This window comes from Streptomyces sp. NRRL S-340, from assembly GCF_000720185.1.
Taxonomy (GTDB): Bacteria; Actinomycetota; Actinomycetes; order Streptomycetales; family Streptomycetaceae; genus Streptomyces.
Window position 1 is genome coordinate 141,931 of the sequence record NZ_JOIY01000006.1, and the last position, 17,361, is coordinate 159,291.

Below are 17,361 nucleotides of genomic sequence, written 5' to 3' on the forward strand. Positions count from 1 at the left end.
CCCGAGGACACCATGAGCAGCAGGAACGCCGGCAGCAGCACCGGCACCAGCACCGTCATCACCAACATCGCCACACTGGTCACCAACGACCCCTCCCTCGGTGACACGCCGTCCCCCCTCGGCCTGGTCCGGGACGCGGCCGTCGTCATCGAGGGCGACCGCATCGCGTGGACCGGTGAATCAAGCAAAGCACCCGCCACTGACAACCGGGTCGACGCGGGCGGCCGGGCGGTGCTGCCGGGCTTCGTGGACTCCCACTCCCACCTGGTCTTCGCGGGCGACCGCACCGAGGAGTTCAACGCCCGGATGTCCGGCCGGGCCTACAGCGCCGGCGGCATCCGCACCACGGTCGCCGCCACCCGAGCCGCCGGCGACGGGGAACTGGAGGCCAACCTCACCCGTCATCTCGCCGAGGCCCTGCGGCAGGGCACGACCACGTTCGAGACGAAGTCCGGCTACGGTCTGACCGTCGCCGACGAGTCCCGCGCCCTGCGCATCGCCGCCGCGCACACCGACGAGGTCACCTACCTCGGCGCCCACATCGTCCCGCCGGACTACGCCGAGGACCCGGCGGCCTACGTGGAACTGGTCACCGGCGAGATGCTGGAGGCCTGCGCGCCGCACGCCCGCTGGATCGACGTCTTCTGCGAGAAGGGCGCCTTCGACGGCGACCAGGCCCGTGCGATCCTCACCGCCGGCCGGGCGAAGGGACTGCACCCGCGCATCCACGCCAACCAGCTGTCCTACGGCCCCGGTGTGCAGCTCGCCGTGGAGCTGGACGCGGCCAGCGCCGACCACTGCACCCACCTGACGGACGCGGACGTCGACGCCCTGGCGCACAGCGACACCGTCGCCACGCTGCTGCCCGGCGCCGAGTTCTCCACCCGCGCCCAGTGGCCCGACGCCCGCCGTCTGCTGGACGCGGGGGCCACGGTCGCCCTGTCCACCGACTGCAACCCGGGCTCGTCGTACACCTCGTCGGTGCCGTTCTGCATCGCGCTCGCCGTACGGGACATGGGCATGACGCCGGACGAGGCGGTGTGGTCGGCGACGGCGGGCGGGGCGGCGGCCCTGCGCCGCACCGACGTCGGCCGCCTCGCGCCCGGTGCCCGCGCCGACCTGCTCGTCCTGGACGCCCCGAGCCACGTCCACCTGGCCTACCGTCCGGGCGTGCCCCTGGTGAGCCAGGTGTGGCGGCGCGGCGTGCGCGAGGTCTGAGCAGGGAACCGGCCCCCCGCCCGGGGGGCCGGACCGGCGGTCACTCCTCGACCGTCAGCGCCTTGCGCAGCCGTACCAGCGTCCGCGACAGCAGCCGTGAGACGTGCATCTGGGAGATGCCCAGCTCGTCGCCGATCTCCGACTGGGTCATGTTGGCGACGAACCGCAGCGAGAGGATCTTCCGGTCCCGCGCGGGCAGTTCGGCGATCAGCGGCTTCAGCGACTCGACGTACTCGATGCCCTCGATCCCGTGGTCCTCGTAGCCGATGCGGTCGGCGAGGGTTCCCTCGGAGTCGTCGTCGTCCGGCTGCGCGTCCAGCGACGAGGCGGTGTAGGCGTTGGACGCGGCCATGCCCTCCACCACCTCGTCCTCGGTCAGCCCGAGGTGGTGGGCCAGCTCCGCCACCGTGGGGGCGCGGTCCAGGCGCTGGGCCAGTTCGTCACCGGCCTTGGCCAGGTCGAGCCGCAGCTCCTGCAGCCGGCGCGGCACGCGCACGGACCACGAGGTGTCCCGGAAGAAACGCTTGATCTCACCGATGATGGTGGGCATCGCGAAGGTGGGGAACTCGACGCCGCGGGAGAGTTCGAAGCGGTCGATCGCCTTGATCAGGCCGATGGTGCCGACCTGGATGATGTCCTCCATCGGCTCGCTGCGGGAGCGGAAGCGGGAGGCGGCGAACTTGACCAGCGCCAGGTTGAGTTCGACGAGGGTGTTGCGGACGTACGCGTACGCGTGCGTGCCTTCCTCGAGGGACTCCAGCCGCTCGAAGAGGGTCTTGGACAGGGCCCGTGCGTCGTCCGGGGCCACTTCGTCGTACGGGGGGATGTCAGGGAGCCCGGCCAGTGCGGCGGGCGGCTCTCCTGCCGGTGCGGCGGCGAGGCCGCTCCGCCCGGCGCGTACGCCGTCGTCAGGGTCGATGGGATCGAGGCGGTCCGGAGGGAGTGTCGACGTCGCCGTCTGGGTATGCGAGGCGTCGAGCCGGGGTGACATGATGTCCTCCATCGTTCTCGGCATATGGCTGCCGAAGCCAGTTCGTGCACTGCGGTGTGCGGCGCCTCCAAAGCCGGCCGTGTCGGTGTACGTGTCCCTACTAGCCCTACCCGCTTTCCCGACACGACCGCAAGTGCGTTCTGTGGACATATGTCCGTTTGTGTGCGGTTGTTCGGGTGTCGGAGCGGTCAGGGAAGGCGTAGTGTTCGAGGGCGTCAGTCAGCAGCCAAGACTCCGGGAGTGAGAGACGGCATGGACCGCGGGACGGTCGGCAGTGCACAGTCGGGCCGGCTTCTGGTGGAAGTGCGGCAAGAGGGCTCCAGCGCCGTGGTGACACCGGCGGGCGAACTGGACCACCACACGGCGGACCTGCTGCGTGAGCCGCTCGAGGAGTGCGTCGACAAGGGTCGCTCGCGCCTGGTGGTGGACTGCTCCCGGCTGGAGTTCTGCGACTCCACCGGGCTGAACGTGCTGCTGGGGGCGCGCCTGAAGGCGGAGGCGGCCGGGGGAGGTGTGCACCTGGCGGGGATGCTGCCGGTGGTGGCGCGGGTGTTCGAGATCACAGGGGCGGACGCGGTCTTCACCGTGCACGACACGCTGGAGGATGCCCTGGCCGACGACACCGGCCCGGTCGCCGGGACGGACGCGGCCGGCGGGGCCGACGCGGCCGGACCGGTCGGCGGAACCGGCTGAAACCGACGGCGGTGCCGTCAGCGTGTCCCCTTCCGTGCTCCTTGCTCCTTCCGGCTCCTTCCGCGCGGCTTCGCTGGACGCCGCCCGGAACCCGTCCGGACGGCCGGCCGGGCCGGATCGGCGCCGGGCGCCGCAAAACAGGTGGTGTTCCGGGGGGTCGGTCGGGCAGGAGCATCCTGGAACGGATCGACCGGTGGCGTACCGGCCCTGTACGAACGTGGTGACTTTTGAATCGTGAACTGGTGAATCGGTGAGGTGAAGCGCTGATGAGCACCACCCGGCCTTGTTCGCCGGGCGACCGTGGCCCGGAGCCCAGCGGCGCTTCCGGGGCGTCCGAGGGGGACGTGCCGGCCGACGACGCCTCCGCAGCAGGGGGTGCGACGGCCGTGCCGGCGACCCCGTCGGGGGGCCGCCAGGTCCGCAGACTGAGCTTCGACGGCGCGAGCGGCGTCGTACCGCTGGCCCGTGACTTCGCCCGTCAGGCGCTGTACGCGTGGGGGTGGCTGCCCGCCGCGACCGCCGACCGGCGCGCCGCCGCCGAGGACGTGCTCCTCGTCGTCTCCGAACTGGTCACCAACGCCTGCCTGCACGCCGAGGGTCCGGAACGGCTGGAGATCACCTGCGACAACAAGGTGATCCACATCGAGGTGTCGGACCGCGGCTCGGGCCAGCCCGCGCCGCGCACCCCGCACCGTGCCGGCCGCCCCGGCGGCCACGGCATGTTCATCGTCCAGCGCCTGTGCCTGGACTGGGGCGTGATCCGCGTCCCGGGCACGGCGGGCAAGAAGGTGTGGGCGGAGCTGGGCGCACCGGCGTAGGTCCAGGACGGGACCTGGCCGCTGCGTGGCGGACGCGGCGGCGCCGGCCGGGGACCGTGCCCTCGCCCCGGCCGTCCTCGTCGGCCACCCGCCCGCGCGAACCCCCCGGGGGTTCGCGCGGGGCCTGCACCCGGGGCCGCGCGCCGTCCGTGGTGCCCCGCCCCCGACCGCCGTACGACCCCGCCTGCCATCGCCCGGTCACCCGGCACGCCCTGGGGCCGCCGCCGCCCCTCCGCCCCCGCTCTCGCCCCGCCGCTGCGGCACCCCCGGTCCCGTGTACGGCAACCCCCGCACGCGAACCCCGCGTACGCGGACCTCCGCACGCGTACCCCCACGCGTACACCGACCGCGGAAACCGCGAGAGCCGCCGCACCCCTGCGGATGCGGCGGCTCTCGGTGAACCAGGCGGGCCGGTGTCAGCGCACGTCGCCCATGAGTTCCTTGACCCGCTTGCGGTACATCCACACCGCGAATCCGGCGACGACCGCGAGGGCGGCCTCCAGCGCGACGATGCCCGTCTTGTCGAGGTTGACGTTGGCGATGGAGAGCAGACCGGTCGTGGCGTCACCGGCGCTGACGGCCAGGAACCAGACGCCCATCATCTGCGAGGCGTACTTGGCGGGCGCCATCTTGGTGGTGACCGACAGGCCGACCGGGGAGAGGGTCAGCTCACCGACGGTCTGGACGAAGTAGATCGCCACCAGCCACAGCGCCGCCGCCTTGTGCCCGCCGTCGGCGATGCCCAGCGGGGCGAGGAAGAGGAAGAAGGACGCGCCGATCAGCACGAGGCCCATGGAGAACTTGACCGCGGTGCTCGGCTCCTTGCCCCGCCGGGCCAGCGCCAGCCACGCCCAGGCGAAGACCGGCGCCAGCGCCATGATCATGACCGGGTTGACCGACTGGTACCAGGAGACCGGGAACTGCCAGCCGAGGACGCTGTTCTCGGCCGACTTCTCGGCGAACAGCGACACGGTCGAGCCGCCCTGGTCGTAGATCATCCAGAAGACGGCCGCGGCGACGAAGAACCAGATGTACGCGCTCATCTTCGACTGCTCGGCCCGGTCCAGTTCCTTGTCCCGCTTGATGCGGGCGATGACCAGGACGGGGATGATCACGCCGGCGAGCGTGAGCGGGACCATCAGCCAGTTCAGGGTGTAGACCCCCGAGAAGCCGACGATCGCGTAGAAGACGACCGCGACGGCCGCCCACACGGCTGCCTTGGTCAGCGTGGACCTCTTCTCCTCGGCGGTCATCGGCGTGGGGACGATGTCCGAGCGGGAGCTGAGGTGGCGTGAGCCGAGCAGGAACTGGGCCAGGCCCAGCGCCATGCCGAGCGCGGCGAGCGCGAAGCCGAAGTGCCAGTTGACCTTCTCGCCGATGGTGCCGATCGACAGCGGGGCGAAGAAGGCGCCCAGGTTGATGCCGATGTAGAAGAGCGTGAAACCACCGTCGCGGCGCGGGTCGTCGGCGCCCTTGTAGAGGTGGCCGACCATCGTGGAGATGTTGGACTTCAGCAGGCCCGAACCGATGGCGACGAGACCGAGTCCGGCGAAGAAGGTGCCGCTGAAGGGCAGCGCCAGGGTCACGTGTCCCAGCATGATGACGGCGCCGGCCACCGCGACGGTCCTGCGGGGGCCGAGGATCCGGTCGGCGACCCAGCCGCCCGGCATCGCGAGCAGGTACACCAGGGACAGGTAGACCGAGTAGATCGCGGTCGCGGTGGCCGCGTTCATGTGCAGGCCGCCCGGTGCCACCAGGTACAGCGGGAGCAGGGCCTTCATGCCGTAGTAGGAGAAACGCTCCCACATCTCGGTCATGAAGAGAGTGGCCAGGCCGCGGGGGTGGCCGAGGAAGGTTTTCTCGGAACCGGGGGTTCCCGGGCGGACCGAGTCCTTCGTCAGGCTGGACGCCATGGTCGTTCCTTGCTGGTCGGGACGCGTCGCGGCGAGCCGGTACGCGCCCGGTGGGGGGCTGGCCGGCACCGGCAGGCCTGTCGTCCACCCCACGCCCGGGGGAGTTCGCCCCGGATCGCGGGGAGAGGGACGGCGGCCACCGGGATCCACGCCTCGCGACGCGACGATGCGTCCGGTGAGGCCCGGCCCTAGGTCGTTCCTTTCGAGGCCGGGGAGAACCGGCCCGCACGCAAAAGGGACCCTCAGCGTCGAACGAGCGCCAAAGGTCCGCTGCGTGCTACAGGCGTTCAACTCACCATACGGCAGGACAGTGCCGGATATGGAAGGACTTGAGACAGGGATCACAGGCGATGAGGGAACCGCGCGGGTCCTCTTGGAAGTTTTTCCAAGGATGGCGTCCCAGGTCAGCGGCCTGGCACGGACGAGGTGAAAGGTCCGTGACCATGACGCGGGGGCGGCCGCGACCATAGCCCCGGAAGGTAAGAGCACCGGACGTCGATCACACCGCGGGCCACCCCAGCGCGCGCCACGGGCGGACTACCATCACCCCATGACCCGTGTACTGCTCGCCGAGGACGACGCGTCCATCTCGGAGCCGCTGGCCCGCGCACTGCGCCGGGAAGGTTACGAGGTCGAGGTGCGTGAGGACGGACCCACCGCGCTCGACGCCGGAATGCAGGGCGGTGTCGACCTGGTCGTGCTGGACCTCGGTCTGCCCGGCATGGACGGCCTGGAGGTCGCCCGCCGGCTGCGCGCCGAGGGCCACACCGTGCCCATCCTGATCCTGACCGCGCGCGCCGACGAGGTCGACACGGTCGTCGGCCTGGACGCGGGCGCCGACGACTACGTCACCAAGCCGTTCCGGCTCGCCGAACTCCTCGCCCGGGTCCGGGCCCTGCTGCGCCGCGGCGCCGCCGAGCCGCAGCAGCCGCCCGCCACCCACGGCGTGCGCATCGACGTGGAGTCGCACCGCGCCTGGATGGGTGACGAGGAACTCCAGCTCACCGCCAAGGAGTTCGACCTGCTGCGGGTGCTGGTGCGGGACGCGGGCCGGGTCGTCACCCGCGACCAGCTGATGCGCGAGGTCTGGGACACCACCTGGTGGTCGTCGACCAAGACCCTCGACATGCACATCTCCTGGCTGCGCAAGAAGCTCGGCGACGACGCGGCCAACCCCCGCTACATCGCCACCGTGCGGGGCGTGGGCTTCCGCTTCGAGAAGAGCTGAGTCCGCCGTGCGGGTCCCCCCGGGTCCGGGCACCGTCAGGTAAGAGGTCATGCGCCGCCGACTGATCCAGTCCACGCTCGCCGTGGTGCTCGTCGTGATCGCCGTCTTCGGCGTCTCCCTGGTGATCGTGGAGACCCGCACGATCAGCAACAGCGCGCAGGAGCGGGTCGACTCCGAGGCGCTGCGGCTGGCCAGCATCGTCGACAGCAGACTGCTCGGGGACGAGACCGTCAACGCCGGGATCCTGGCCGAACAGGTGGCCGCGGGCCAGTACGCGGTGATCGGCCTCCCCGGGCACCCGCCGATCGAGGTCGGGACCAAGCCCTCCGGTGACGTCATCCACTCCACCGCCACGGGCGAGCAGGGCGAGACCGTGCGGATGGAGGAGCCGCGTTCCTCCGTCACCCGCGAGGTCGGCCGGACACTGCTGATCATCGGGCTGGTGGCGCTGCTCGCGGTGGTGGCCGCGGTGCTGCTCGCCATCCGCCAGGCCAACCGGCTCGCCTCCCCGCTGACCGACCTCGCGGAGACCGCGGAGCGGCTCGGCTCCGGTGATCCGCGGCCCCGGCACAAGCGCTACGGCGTCCCCGAGCTGGACCGGGTGGCCGATGTGCTGGACGGCTCCGCCGAACGCATCGCCCGGATGCTGACCGCCGAGCGGCGCCTGGCCGCCGACGCCTCCCACCAGCTGCGCACCCCGCTGACCGCGCTGTCCATGCGGCTGGAGGAGATCACCCTCACCGACGACCCGGACACGGTGAAGGAGGAGGCGAACGTCGCGCTGACCCAGGTCGAGCGGCTGACGGACGTGGTGGAGCGGCTGCTGACGAACTCCCGCGACCCGCGCACCGGCTCCGCCGTCTCCTTCGACCTGGACGAGGTCATCCAGCAGCAGATCGCCGAGTGGCGTCCCGCCTACCGCAGCGCGGGCCGGGCGATCGTCAGCTCCGGCAAACGGCACCTGCGGGCCGTGGGCACGCCGGGCGCGGTCGCGCAGGTGCTGGCGGCACTGATCGAGAACTCCCTCATGCACGGCGGCGGCACGGTGGCGCTGCGCACCCGCGTGACCGGCAACCAGGCGGTCGTCGAGGTCACCGACGAGGGCCCCGGCGTCCCCGCCGACCTGGGCGCCCGCATCTTCGAGCGCACCATCAGCGGCCGCAACTCCACCGGCATCGGTCTCGCCGTCGCCCGTGACCTGGCCGAGGCCGACGGCGGCCGCCTCGAACTGCTCCAGGCCCAGCCCCCGGTCTTCGGCCTGTTCCTCTCCCGCACGCCCCCGCCGAAGAGGTCGGCGGAGGACGAGCCGACGGTGCGCTAGGCCCTGTCGTCACGTTCCCGGCTGCCCCGCGAGGCCTGGCACGCCCTCTCGCCGCACCGGAGGGAGCCCGAGTACGCCCCAGTACGTCGACTTCCGCCCGGCACGCCGGGAGCACGCACCGGACGCCGCGGGGCCGCCCTCCGGGCGGCGACGGGCAGGTGACGCCAGGGACCTGACGCGCCCCCGGAGCGGCGGCGGCGCCCGGCGCGGCGGCGGCCCGCGCGGCCTGCCGTCGGCCGTGTCGAGGCGGTCGGACTCAGCGGAAGGCGGCGGTCGGGCTCAGCGGAGGGCGGCGGTCGGGCTCAGCGGAGGGCGGCGGTCGGGCTCAGCGGAAGGCGTCGGTGCGGGTCTTCTTCGTCTCCGCCCGGTGACCCGCCTGCGTCCGGCTCGTGCGCGGGGCCGCCTCACCGGCCGCCGGCAGGGCGCGGAAGACCCACGAGCGGTACGACCAGAAGCGGAACAGGGTCGCGATGCCGATGCCGAGGAACTTGAAGACGTTGCTCTGCAGCGGGCTGTCCCAGCCGAAGCCGTACGTGGCCAGGTAGAGGACGCCGTTCTCGATCACCAGGCCGATCGCGCTGAACAGCAGGAACAGGGTCAGTTCCTTGGTGCGCCCGCCCTTGTCGCGGTCCCGGTAGGTGAAGTAGCGGAAGCCGATGTAGTTGAAGACGATCGACACGATGGTGGCGATGACACTCGCCCGCACCACCTGGAGGCCGGTCGTGTGCCGCACCAGGTTGAACACGAGCAGGTTGACCAGCAGCCCCGCCCCGCCCACCGCGCCGAACTTGGCGACCTCCCGCCACAGCCGTCCGACGCGCCCCAGCAGCGGGTTCGGGGGCGCCGGTGGCGCCGATCGGTGCCCCGAGGAACCACGTCCCATGGTCGTGCAGGCCCCCGTCCGGGTCGGTGTCGTCAGCCCGCCCATGCTATCCAGCGCGGGCGGGTGCCGCCCGCGCACCGGGCCAGGGCGGAGAAACGGGTCGCGCCGCCGGCGCGGAACGTGCCGGGCCGGCTGGTGGACGACGGCCCGCGCGGGCCGTCGTCGGGCGCGGAATCCGGCCGCTGCGGCGCGGCCGATACCCTAGGGGCGTGACGTTCCCGGTAGTCGGCATGGTCGGCGGTGGCCAGCTCGCTCGTATGACACACGAGGCGGGCATCCCGCTGGGCATCAGGTTCAAGCTTCTCAGTGACACCCCCCAGGACTCGGCGGCCCAGGTCGTGAGCGATGTCGTCATCGGCGACTACCGCGATCTGGAGACGCTGCGTGCCTTCGCGCGGGGCTGCGACGTGATCACCTTCGATCACGAACACGTACCCACCGAACACCTGCGCGCCCTGGAGGCGGACGGCATCCCCGTCCGGCCCGGGCCCGACGCGCTGGTGCACGCCCAGGACAAGGGGGTGATGCGCGCGCGGCTCGACGCGCTCGGCGTGCCCTGCCCCCGGCACCGGATCGTGACCGATCCGGCCGACGTGGCGGCCTTCGCGGCCGAAGGGGACGGCTTCCCCGTCGTCCTCAAGACCGTCCGCGGCGGGTACGACGGCAAGGGCGTGTGGGTGGTGGACTCCGTCGAGGAGGCCGCCGACCCCTTCCGCGCCGGCGTTCCGGTCCTCGCCGAGGAGAAGGTCGACTTCGTCCGCGAGCTGGCCGCCAACGTCGTGCGCTCACCGCACGGCCAGGCCGTGGCCTACCCGGTGGTGGAGTCCCGGCAGGTCGGCGGCGTCTGCGACACCGTGATCGCCCCGGCACCCGGCCTGGACGAGGACCTGGCGCTGCGGGCCGAGGAGATGGCCCTGCGCATCGCCAAGGAGCTGGGCGTCGTCGGCCACCTCGCCGTCGAGCTGTTCCAGACCCGCGACGGCCGCATCCTCGTCAACGAGCTGGCGATGCGCCCGCACAACTCCGGCCACTGGTCGATGGACGGCGCGGTCACCTCGCAGTTCGCCAACCACGTCCGCGCGGTCCTGGACCTGCCGCTGGGCGACCCGCGCCCGCGCGCGCCGTGGACGGTCATGGTCAACGTCCTCGGCGGCGACTACCCGGACATGTACTCGGCGTACCTGCACTGCATGGCCCGCGACCCGCAGCTCAAGATCCACATGTACGGCAAGGACGTGAAGCCCGGCCGGAAGGTCGGACACGTCAACACCTACGGCGAGGACCTGGACGACGTGCTGGAGCGCGCCCGTCACGCAGCCGGCTACCTGAGAGGCACGATCACCGAATGAGCCCAGTTGTTGGCATCGTCATGGGGTCGGACTCCGACTGGCCCGTCATGGAGGCCGCCGCGAAGGCGCTCGACGAGTTCGAGATCGCCTACGAGGTCGACGTCGTCTCCGCGCACCGGATGCCGCGCGAGATGATCTCCTACGGCGAGCAGGCCGCCGAACGCGGGCTCAAGGCGATCATCGCGGGCGCGGGCGGCGCCGCCCACCTGCCCGGCATGCTCGCCTCCGTGACCCCGCTGCCGGTGATCGGCGTGCCGGTGCCGCTGAAGTACCTGGACGGCATGGACTCGCTGCTGTCGATCGTGCAGATGCCGGCCGGGGTGCCGGTCGCCACGGTGTCGGTCGGCGGCGCGCGCAACGCGGGCCTGCTCGCGGCGCGCATCCTCGCCGCGCACGACGAGGACCTGCTGGCCCGGATGCGCGAGTTCCAGCAGGACCTCAACGACCAGGCCACCGAGAAGGGCAAGCGGCTGCGCGCCAAGGTCGAGGGCTCGGCCGGCTTCGGCTTCGGCACGGGGAAGTGAGCACGGTGAGCCGACCGGAGGAGGCCCGGGAGCTCCTGCGCGAGTTCCCGGTCGTCGACGGCCACAACGACCTGCCCTGGGCGCTGCGCGAACAGGTCCGCTACGACCTCGGCGCCCGCGACATCGCCGGCCGCCAGGACGCCCACCTGCACACCGACATCCCCCGCCTGCGCGCCGGCGGCGTCGGCGCGCAGTACTGGTCGGTGTACGTCCGCTCGGACCTGCCCGACGCCGTACCGGCGACGCTGGAGCAGATCGACTGCGTACGGCAGCTGATCGCCCGCTACCCGGCGGACCTGGCCCCGGCCCTGACCGCCGCCGACATGGAGGCGGCCCGCGGGCAGGGCCGTATCGCCTCCCTGATGGGCGCCGAGGGCGGCCATTCGATCGCGGACTCCCTGGGCACGCTCAGGAGCCTGTACGCGCTGGGCGTGCGCTACATGACGCTCACCCACAACGACAACGTGGCGTGGGCGGACTCGGCGACGGACGAGCCCGGCGTGGGCGGCCTGTCGGCGTTCGGCCGCGAGGTGGTCCGCGAGATGAACCGCCTGGGCATGCTGGTCGACCTGTCCCACGTGGCCGCGACCACCATGCGGCACGCGCTGGACACCTCGGCGGCCCCGGTGATCTTCTCGCACTCCTCCGCCCGGGCGGTCTGCGACCACCCGCGCAACATCCCGGACGACGTGCTCGAACGCCTGCCCGCCAACGGCGGCATGGCCATGGTGACGTTCGTGCCGAAGTTCGTGCTCCAGGCCGCCGTCGACTGGACGGCCGCCGCGGACGAGAACATGCGCGCGCACGGCCTGCACCACCTCGACACCACCGAGGAGGGCATGAAGGTCCACCGGGCCTTCGAGGAGTCGAACCCGCGCCCTGTCGCCACCGTGGCCACGGTGGCCGACCACCTCGACCACATGCGCGAGGTGGCCGGTGTCGACCACCTCGGCATCGGCGGCGACTACGACGGCACGGCCTTCACCCCGGACGGCCTGGACGACGTCTCCGGCTACCCCCGTCTGGTCGCCGAGCTGCTCGACCGGGGCTGGTCGAAGACCGACCTGGCCAAGCTGACCTGGCAGAACGCGGTGCGCGTGCTGGGCGCGGCCGAGGACGTGGCCCGCGACCTCCAGGCCGGTCGGGCACCGTCGAACGCGACGATCGCGGAACTGGACGGCTGAGGAGAGGTACCGGGAAGCGGTGCCTGGGCGGCACTGCTTCGCGGCACCGGTGACGCGTGAGAGAGGGGCGGCGCGACCGCAGGAGCTCCGGACAGGAGCGGGCCCCGGCGGGCGGCGCCCGGCACGCGCCGGCGCCGCGTTGCCGGAAGGTCCTGGCAGCTCAGCCACCAGGACCTTCCGGCGCCTTGTGAGCGCACGCACCGGACACCGCCCGCTGACCGGCACCCGCTTTTGTCCGCGGCTCCCAGAACAAGGGGAGATCCTCAGACAGCCCCCTGCCACCACAGCGGCCGACCGGAGCCGGTCAGTCGGAGCAGAGGCAGAACGGGTGCCCGGCCGGGTCGGCGTAGACCCGGAAATTCTTGGCGCCCTGGTTGGCCAGCGGCTTGGCGCCGAGCGCGAGGACGCCCTTCTCGGCCGCGTCCAGGTCCTCGACGTCCAGGTCCAGGTGGAACTGCTGCGAGGCGTCGGCGGAGGGCCACTTCGGCGGCACGAACCCGGGTGCCTTCTGGAAGGCGAGCGCCACACCGCCCGGCACCTTCAGGTCCACCCAGTCGCCCTCGCCCTCGACGGTCCCGCCCAGTACCTCGGCGTAGAAACCGGCGAGCGCGCGCGGGTCGGGACAGTCCAGTACGACGACACCCAGCTCGGCGAGAGCCATGACTTCCTCCCAGTGTTCGGGGTCACCCCTGTGGTTACCCGTAGAGGCGGGTAACCAGTAACCGTTACCGCATGCTTCCCGGTCGCGGGTAACGCCGCAATCGTCCCGCGAGGTACCGTCGCTGACATGAGTGACAGATCGCCCGCACCCGGCGGCCTGGCGCTGGTCGAGTCCCTGGTCAACACTCTGGACATCGAGGCGGCCGCCGACTCGCTCGACACGGCGGACGGCCGCGCCCGCCTCGGGATCGGCGAGGCGGAACTGCCGCAGGCGCGTGAGCTGCGGGAGTCCCTGCGGGCGGCGCTCCTCGCGCACGCAGGCCACCCCCCGCACCGCCCGGTGACGCCGCTGGGCGCCCTGCTGGCGCGGGCCCCGCTGCTGGTCGCCGTCGACGACCGGGACGGCAGCGCCGCCCTCGCCCCCGCCGACGGCGGGCCGCTGCTCTCCCGGGTCGCCGCCGCCGTCGCCGAGGCGCTGGTCGCGGGCACCTGGACCCGCCTGAAGGCCTGCGAGGCAGGAACCTGCCACTGGGCGTACTACGACCGCAGCCCGGCCGGCCGTCGCCGCTGGTGCTCGATGCAGGTGTGCGGGGCGCGCGCGAAGATGCGCCGGTACCGCGCCAGGGAGCCCTGATCACCGGCCCGGTGGTGCAAGAATGCGGGAAGACGCCGGTTCGGCCGACTGAGCCTCGGCCGAACCGGCGTCGCCCGTACGGGCCCGCCGCGCTACGCCGTCGGGCGTCCCATCGCCCGGTACGTCCACCCGGCACGCCGCCACAGCTCCCCGTCGAGCGCGTTGCGCCCGTCGAGGACCAGCCGGGCCGCCGCGGCCTCGCCCAGCTCCGCCGGGTCCAGCTCGCGGAACTCCTGCCACTCGGTGAGGTGCAGGACCGCGTCGGCGCCCCGCACCGCCTCCAGCGCCGAGCCGGCGTAGCCGAGCGTCGGGAAGAGGCGGCGCGCGTTGTCCATGCCCTTGGGGTCGTAGACGGTCACCTGACCGCCCTGGAGGTGGATCTGCCCGGCCACGTTGAGCGCGGGGGAGTCGCGTACGTCGTCCGAGTCGGGCTTGAACGTGGCGCCCAGCACCGCGATCCGCTTGCCGAGGAACGGCCCACCGCCCAGCGCCTGCCGGGTCAGCTCGACCATCCGCCCGCGCTGGCGCATGTTGATCGAGTCGATCTCGCGCAGGAACGTCAGCGCCTGGTCGGCGCCCAGCTCACCGGCGCGCGCCATGAAGGCGCGGATGTCCTTGGGCAGGCAGCCGCCGCCGAAGCCGATCCCGGCGCGCAGGAACTTCCGGCCGATCCGGTCGTCGTAGCCGATCGCCTCGGCGAGCTTGGCGACGTCGCCGTCCGCGGCCTCGCACACCTCCGCCATGGCGTTGATGAAGGAGATCTTCGTGGCCAGGAAGGAGTTCGCGGAGGTCTTCACCAGTTCGGCGGTGGGGAAGTCGGTGACGACGAAGGGGGAGCCCTCGGCGACCGGCGCCGCGTACACCTCCCGCAGCAGCTTCTCGGCCCGCTCGCTGCGTACGCCGACCACGATCCGGTCCGGGTGCAGCGTGTCGCGGACGGCGAAGCCCTCCCGCAGGAACTCGGGGTTCCAGGCCAGCTCGGCGTCCTCGCCCGCGGGCGCCAGGGCGGCGAGCGTCCGGGCCAGCCGGTCCGCGGAGCCGACGGGCACCGTGGACTTGCCGACGACGAGGGCGGGCCCGGTCAGGTGCGGGGCGAGCGAGGCGACCGCCGAGTCGACGTAGGACATGTCGCAGGCGTACTCGCCGTGCTTCTGCGGGGTGTTCACGCAGAGGAAGTGGACGTCGCCGAAGGCACCCACCTCCGCCCAGTCCTGGGTGAAGCGCAGCCGCCCGGTGGAGCCCTCCAGTCCGGCCACGTGCCGGCGCAGCAGGTCCTCGAGACCGGGCTCGTACATGGGGACCTCGCCCCGCCGCAGCATCTCGATCTTCTCCGGGACGACGTCCAGGCCCAGCACCTCGAAGCCCATCTCGGCCATGGCCGCGGCGTGGGTCGCGCCGAGATAGCCGGTGCCGATCACGGTGATCTTCAGGCTCATGGATGCTCCAGGAGGGATGATGGCAATGCGCTGCCCGAGCATATCGGGGGCGTGCGCGTAGCCCGTGCCGGGCAATGTCCCACCTGTCACCCGCTGTCGCCAAGCTCACGTACCGCTCACGTGAGCAGGCCCCTAAAATTCGAGTTACTTAACGGTAGTTAGCAGCACCGCAACACGGCACCACCGCTCGTCATCACCTGACACACCCGTCATCACCTGTCATCACTGGTCGTCTTTGGAGCGTGAGAGACCTTGGCCGGATCGGCTGACTTCGACCTGTACCGCCCGTCCGAGGAGCACGACATGCTCCGCGACGCCGTCCGCTCGCTGGCCGAGGCGAAGATCGCGCCGTACGCCGCCCAGGTGGACGAGGAGGCCCGCTTCCCGCAGGAGGCCCTCGACGCGCTGGTCGCGAACGACCTGCACGCCGTGCACGTGCCGGAGAGCTACGGCGGCGGGGGCGCGGACGCCCTCGCGACCGTCATCGTCATCGAGGAGGTGGCCCGCGTCTGCGCCTCCTCCTCCCTGATCCCCGCCGTGAACAAGCTGGGCTCGCTCCCGGTGATCCTCTCCGGCTCCGAGGAGCTGAAGAAGAAGTACCTGGGCCCGCTCGCCAAGGGCGACGCGATGTTCTCGTACTGCCTCTCCGAGCCGGACGCCGGCTCGGATGCGGCCGGCATGAAGACCAGGGCCGTCCGCGACGGCGACCACTGGGTCCTCAACGGCGTCAAGCGCTGGATCACCAACGCGGGCGTGTCCGAGTTCTACACGGTGATGGCCGTCACCGACCCGGAGAAGCGCTCCAAGGGGATCTCCGCCTTCGTCGTCGAGAAGTCCGACCCGGGCGTCTCCTTCGGCGCCCCGGAGAAGAAGCTCGGCATCAAGGGCTCCCCGACCCGCGAGGTCTACCTCGACAACGTGCGCATCCCCGCCGACCGCATGATCGGCGCCGAGGGCACCGGCTTCGCCACCGCGATGAAGACCCTCGACCACACCCGCATCACCATCGCCGCCCAGGCCCTCGGCATCGCCCAGGGCGCCCTCGACTACGCCAAGGGCTACGTCAAGGAGCGCAAGCAGTTCGGCAAGCCGATCGCCGACTTCCAGGGCATCCAGTTCATGCTCGCCGACATGGCCATGAAGGTCTCCGCCGCCCGCGCCCTGACCTACCAGGCCGCCGCCGCCTCCGAGCGGGGTGACGCCGACCTCACCTACCAGGGCGCCGCCGCGAAGTGCTTCGCCTCGGACATCGCCATGGAGGTCACCACGGACGCCGTCCAGCTCCTCGGCGGCTACGGCTACACCCGCGACTACCCGGTGGAGCGCATGATGCGCGACGCGAAGATCACCCAGATTTACGAGGGCACGAACCAAGTGCAGCGGATCGTGATGGCAAGGAACCTTCCCTGACAGGGATTTCGCAGGGCAGAGGCTGTTTCGGCGGTCTCGGCTGTTTCGGCGGTCTCGACGGCCTCGGCGGGACACCCTCGGCTCTCTGCCCGTTGCGGCCCGATCAGGGCCTTTCCCGGGCGTCGTGCCGGGGGAGTCCTGGGCAGGTGCCGGCCCGAAAACAGCCACTGGCCTGTACGAACGACACAGCCCCCGGCATCACGCCGGGGGCTGCTGTCGTACCCGGATCAGGCGACCTCCGACGCCTCTGCCGGGTCGTCGGCGCCGGTCGTCGACATCGCCGCGATGGCAGCCCGGCCGCGCTGCCCGGCTCCTTCGAAGACGTGGTGGCAGCGCTCCCTCAGTACGTCAGGCGACCGCGATCGGATCGCCGACCTTCTCCTTTCTTGCTGCCGGGTGCGTCCGGTCCTGCGGGTGGTGACGAGCCGGCCGGTGAGGATCTTCGTTCTGCCGGCGTGCTCGGCCCGGACGGGACGGTGCCCCAGGTGATGGACGGCTCGCGGACAGCGGGCGGAGTCACACGTCCCGATCGGCGCACCACTCGAACGGAGGCAGCGGAACCTGAGCCTCCGTCGAATGGCGGACCGGGGTGGGCGGGCGTACGACGGAAGGGCACGGGGCCCGCCCCGGGGCCCCTCCGGCCTCCAGGAGAAGCCATGACCCACACCCAGCCCGGAGCCATGACCGCCATGAGCAAGGAGATGCAGGACTGCGTCGACGCCTGCATGACCTGCCACAACATCTGCGAGGAGGCCATGAGCTCCTGCATGCAGATGGGCGGCCAGGCGCAGATGCAGATCATGCGCGCGCTCATGGACTGCTCCGAGACGACCCGGATGTGCGCGGACATGATGATGCGCCGCTCGCCCATGTCGTCCGAGATGTGCGCGATGTGCGCCAAGGCCTGCGACATGTGCGCCGAGGCGTGCATGTCCATGCCCGACGACCAGACGATGATGCGCTGCGCGGAGGCGTGTCGCCGCTGCGCGGAGATGTGCCGGTCGATGGCGAGCGCGCGGATGTGATCCGTCCCCCGGTACGGCGACGGGGCCCCGCGGGCATGTGCCGCGGGGCCCCGCTGCCGGCGCCGTCCGGCCGG

Annotated in this window: 16 protein-coding genes; 11 read left to right on the top strand and 5 right to left on the bottom strand. The window is 71.9% G+C overall.

Going from position 1 to position 17,361, the window contains the following annotated elements:
• Positions 1-12 precede the first annotated feature (12 nt).
• The gene (gene hutI / locus IG64_RS06290) at positions 13-1,218 is read left to right on the top strand and encodes an imidazolonepropionase (RefSeq protein WP_037852893.1); all 1,206 of its coding nucleotides are present in this window, start codon (positions 13-15) and stop codon (positions 1,216-1,218) included.
• A 40-nt stretch (positions 1,219-1,258) separates the two neighbouring features.
• Here the strand turns inward: hutI and IG64_RS06295 are convergent, their stop codons facing one another.
• Positions 1,259-2,221: an RNA polymerase sigma factor SigF gene (locus tag IG64_RS06295; protein ID WP_037852895.1), complete on the bottom strand. Its 963-nt coding sequence runs from the start codon at positions 2,219-2,221 to the stop codon at positions 1,259-1,261.
• Between the two features lie 240 nt (positions 2,222-2,461).
• Here IG64_RS06295 and IG64_RS06300 point away from each other — a divergent pair, with 240 nt between their 5' ends.
• Positions 2,462-2,902, top strand: coding sequence for an STAS domain-containing protein (locus IG64_RS06300; RefSeq protein WP_037852897.1), 441 nt, complete (start codon positions 2,462-2,464; stop codon positions 2,900-2,902).
• A gap of 266 nt (positions 2,903-3,168) precedes the next feature.
• Positions 3,169-3,720 carry an ATP-binding protein gene (locus IG64_RS06305; protein WP_037852898.1) on the top strand — a complete coding sequence of 184 codons (552 nt, stop codon included), beginning with the start codon at positions 3,169-3,171 and terminating at the stop codon, positions 3,718-3,720.
• A 416-nt stretch (positions 3,721-4,136) separates the two neighbouring features.
• Here IG64_RS06305 and IG64_RS06310 read toward each other — a convergent pair whose 3' ends face one another.
• Positions 4,137-5,633: an oligopeptide:H+ symporter gene (locus IG64_RS06310; protein WP_037852901.1), complete on the bottom strand. Its 1,497-nt coding sequence runs from the start codon at positions 5,631-5,633 to the stop codon at positions 4,137-4,139.
• Between the two features lie 550 nt (positions 5,634-6,183).
• Here IG64_RS06310 and IG64_RS06315 point away from each other — a divergent pair.
• Positions 6,184-6,861, top strand: coding sequence for a response regulator transcription factor (locus IG64_RS06315; protein ID WP_018566970.1), 678 nt, complete (start codon positions 6,184-6,186; stop codon positions 6,859-6,861).
• Between the two features lie 49 nt (positions 6,862-6,910).
• Positions 6,911-8,182: an ATP-binding protein gene (locus IG64_RS06320; RefSeq protein ID WP_037852903.1), complete on the top strand. Its 1,272-nt coding sequence runs from the start codon at positions 6,911-6,913 to the stop codon at positions 8,180-8,182.
• Between the two features lie 325 nt (positions 8,183-8,507).
• Here IG64_RS06320 and IG64_RS06325 read toward each other — a convergent pair whose 3' ends face one another.
• Complete coding sequence (locus IG64_RS06325; protein WP_051812423.1) at positions 8,508-9,065, bottom strand: GtrA family protein; 558 nt, start codon at positions 9,063-9,065, stop codon at positions 8,508-8,510.
• A gap of 209 nt (positions 9,066-9,274) precedes the next feature.
• Between IG64_RS06325 and IG64_RS06330 the strand changes: the two genes are divergently transcribed.
• Genes IG64_RS06330 through IG64_RS06340 form a run of 3 tightly spaced genes read left to right on the top strand, consistent with a single transcriptional unit; the run spans position 9,275 to position 12,122 of the window.
• The gene (locus tag IG64_RS06330; RefSeq protein WP_037852905.1) at positions 9,275-10,414 is read left to right on the top strand and encodes a 5-(carboxyamino)imidazole ribonucleotide synthase; all 1,140 of its coding nucleotides are present in this window, start codon (positions 9,275-9,277) and stop codon (positions 10,412-10,414) included.
• Positions 10,411-10,938: a 5-(carboxyamino)imidazole ribonucleotide mutase gene (purE, locus tag IG64_RS06335; RefSeq protein ID WP_199811520.1), complete on the top strand. Its 528-nt coding sequence runs from the start codon at positions 10,411-10,413 to the stop codon at positions 10,936-10,938. Before IG64_RS06330 ends, purE begins: the two co-directional genes overlap by 4 nt.
• 5 nt (positions 10,939-10,943) lie before the next feature.
• Positions 10,944-12,122, top strand: a complete 1,179-nt coding sequence (locus IG64_RS06340; protein ID WP_107474177.1) for a dipeptidase — start codon at positions 10,944-10,946, stop codon at positions 12,120-12,122.
• A gap of 304 nt (positions 12,123-12,426) precedes the next feature.
• On the opposite strand, the gene IG64_RS06345 is transcribed toward IG64_RS06340, so the two are convergent.
• Positions 12,427-12,783 carry a VOC family protein gene (locus IG64_RS06345; RefSeq protein ID WP_037852910.1) on the bottom strand — a complete coding sequence of 119 codons (357 nt, stop codon included), beginning with the start codon at positions 12,781-12,783 and terminating at the stop codon, positions 12,427-12,429.
• A gap of 126 nt (positions 12,784-12,909) precedes the next feature.
• On the opposite strand from IG64_RS06345, the gene IG64_RS06350 reads away from it, so the two are divergent.
• Positions 12,910-13,416, top strand: a complete 507-nt coding sequence (locus IG64_RS06350) for a CGNR zinc finger domain-containing protein (protein ID WP_037852913.1) — start codon at positions 12,910-12,912, stop codon at positions 13,414-13,416.
• A 92-nt stretch (positions 13,417-13,508) separates the two neighbouring features.
• On the opposite strand, the gene IG64_RS06355 is transcribed toward IG64_RS06350, so the two are convergent.
• A complete protein-coding gene (locus IG64_RS06355) occupies positions 13,509-14,852 on the bottom strand; it encodes a UDP-glucose dehydrogenase family protein (RefSeq protein WP_037852915.1) in 1,344 nt (447 codons plus the stop codon).
• A 252-nt stretch (positions 14,853-15,104) separates the two neighbouring features.
• Between IG64_RS06355 and IG64_RS06360 the strand changes: the two genes are divergently transcribed.
• Together IG64_RS06360 and IG64_RS06365 are read left to right on the top strand one after the other, a co-directional pair.
• A complete protein-coding gene (locus IG64_RS06360; RefSeq protein ID WP_037852918.1) occupies positions 15,105-16,262 on the top strand; it encodes an acyl-CoA dehydrogenase in 1,158 nt (385 codons plus the stop codon).
• 656 nt (positions 16,263-16,918) lie between these two features.
• Positions 16,919-17,287: a four-helix bundle copper-binding protein gene (locus IG64_RS06365; protein ID WP_037852920.1), complete on the top strand. Its 369-nt coding sequence runs from the start codon at positions 16,919-16,921 to the stop codon at positions 17,285-17,287.
• Positions 17,288-17,361: the final 74 nt, after the last annotated feature.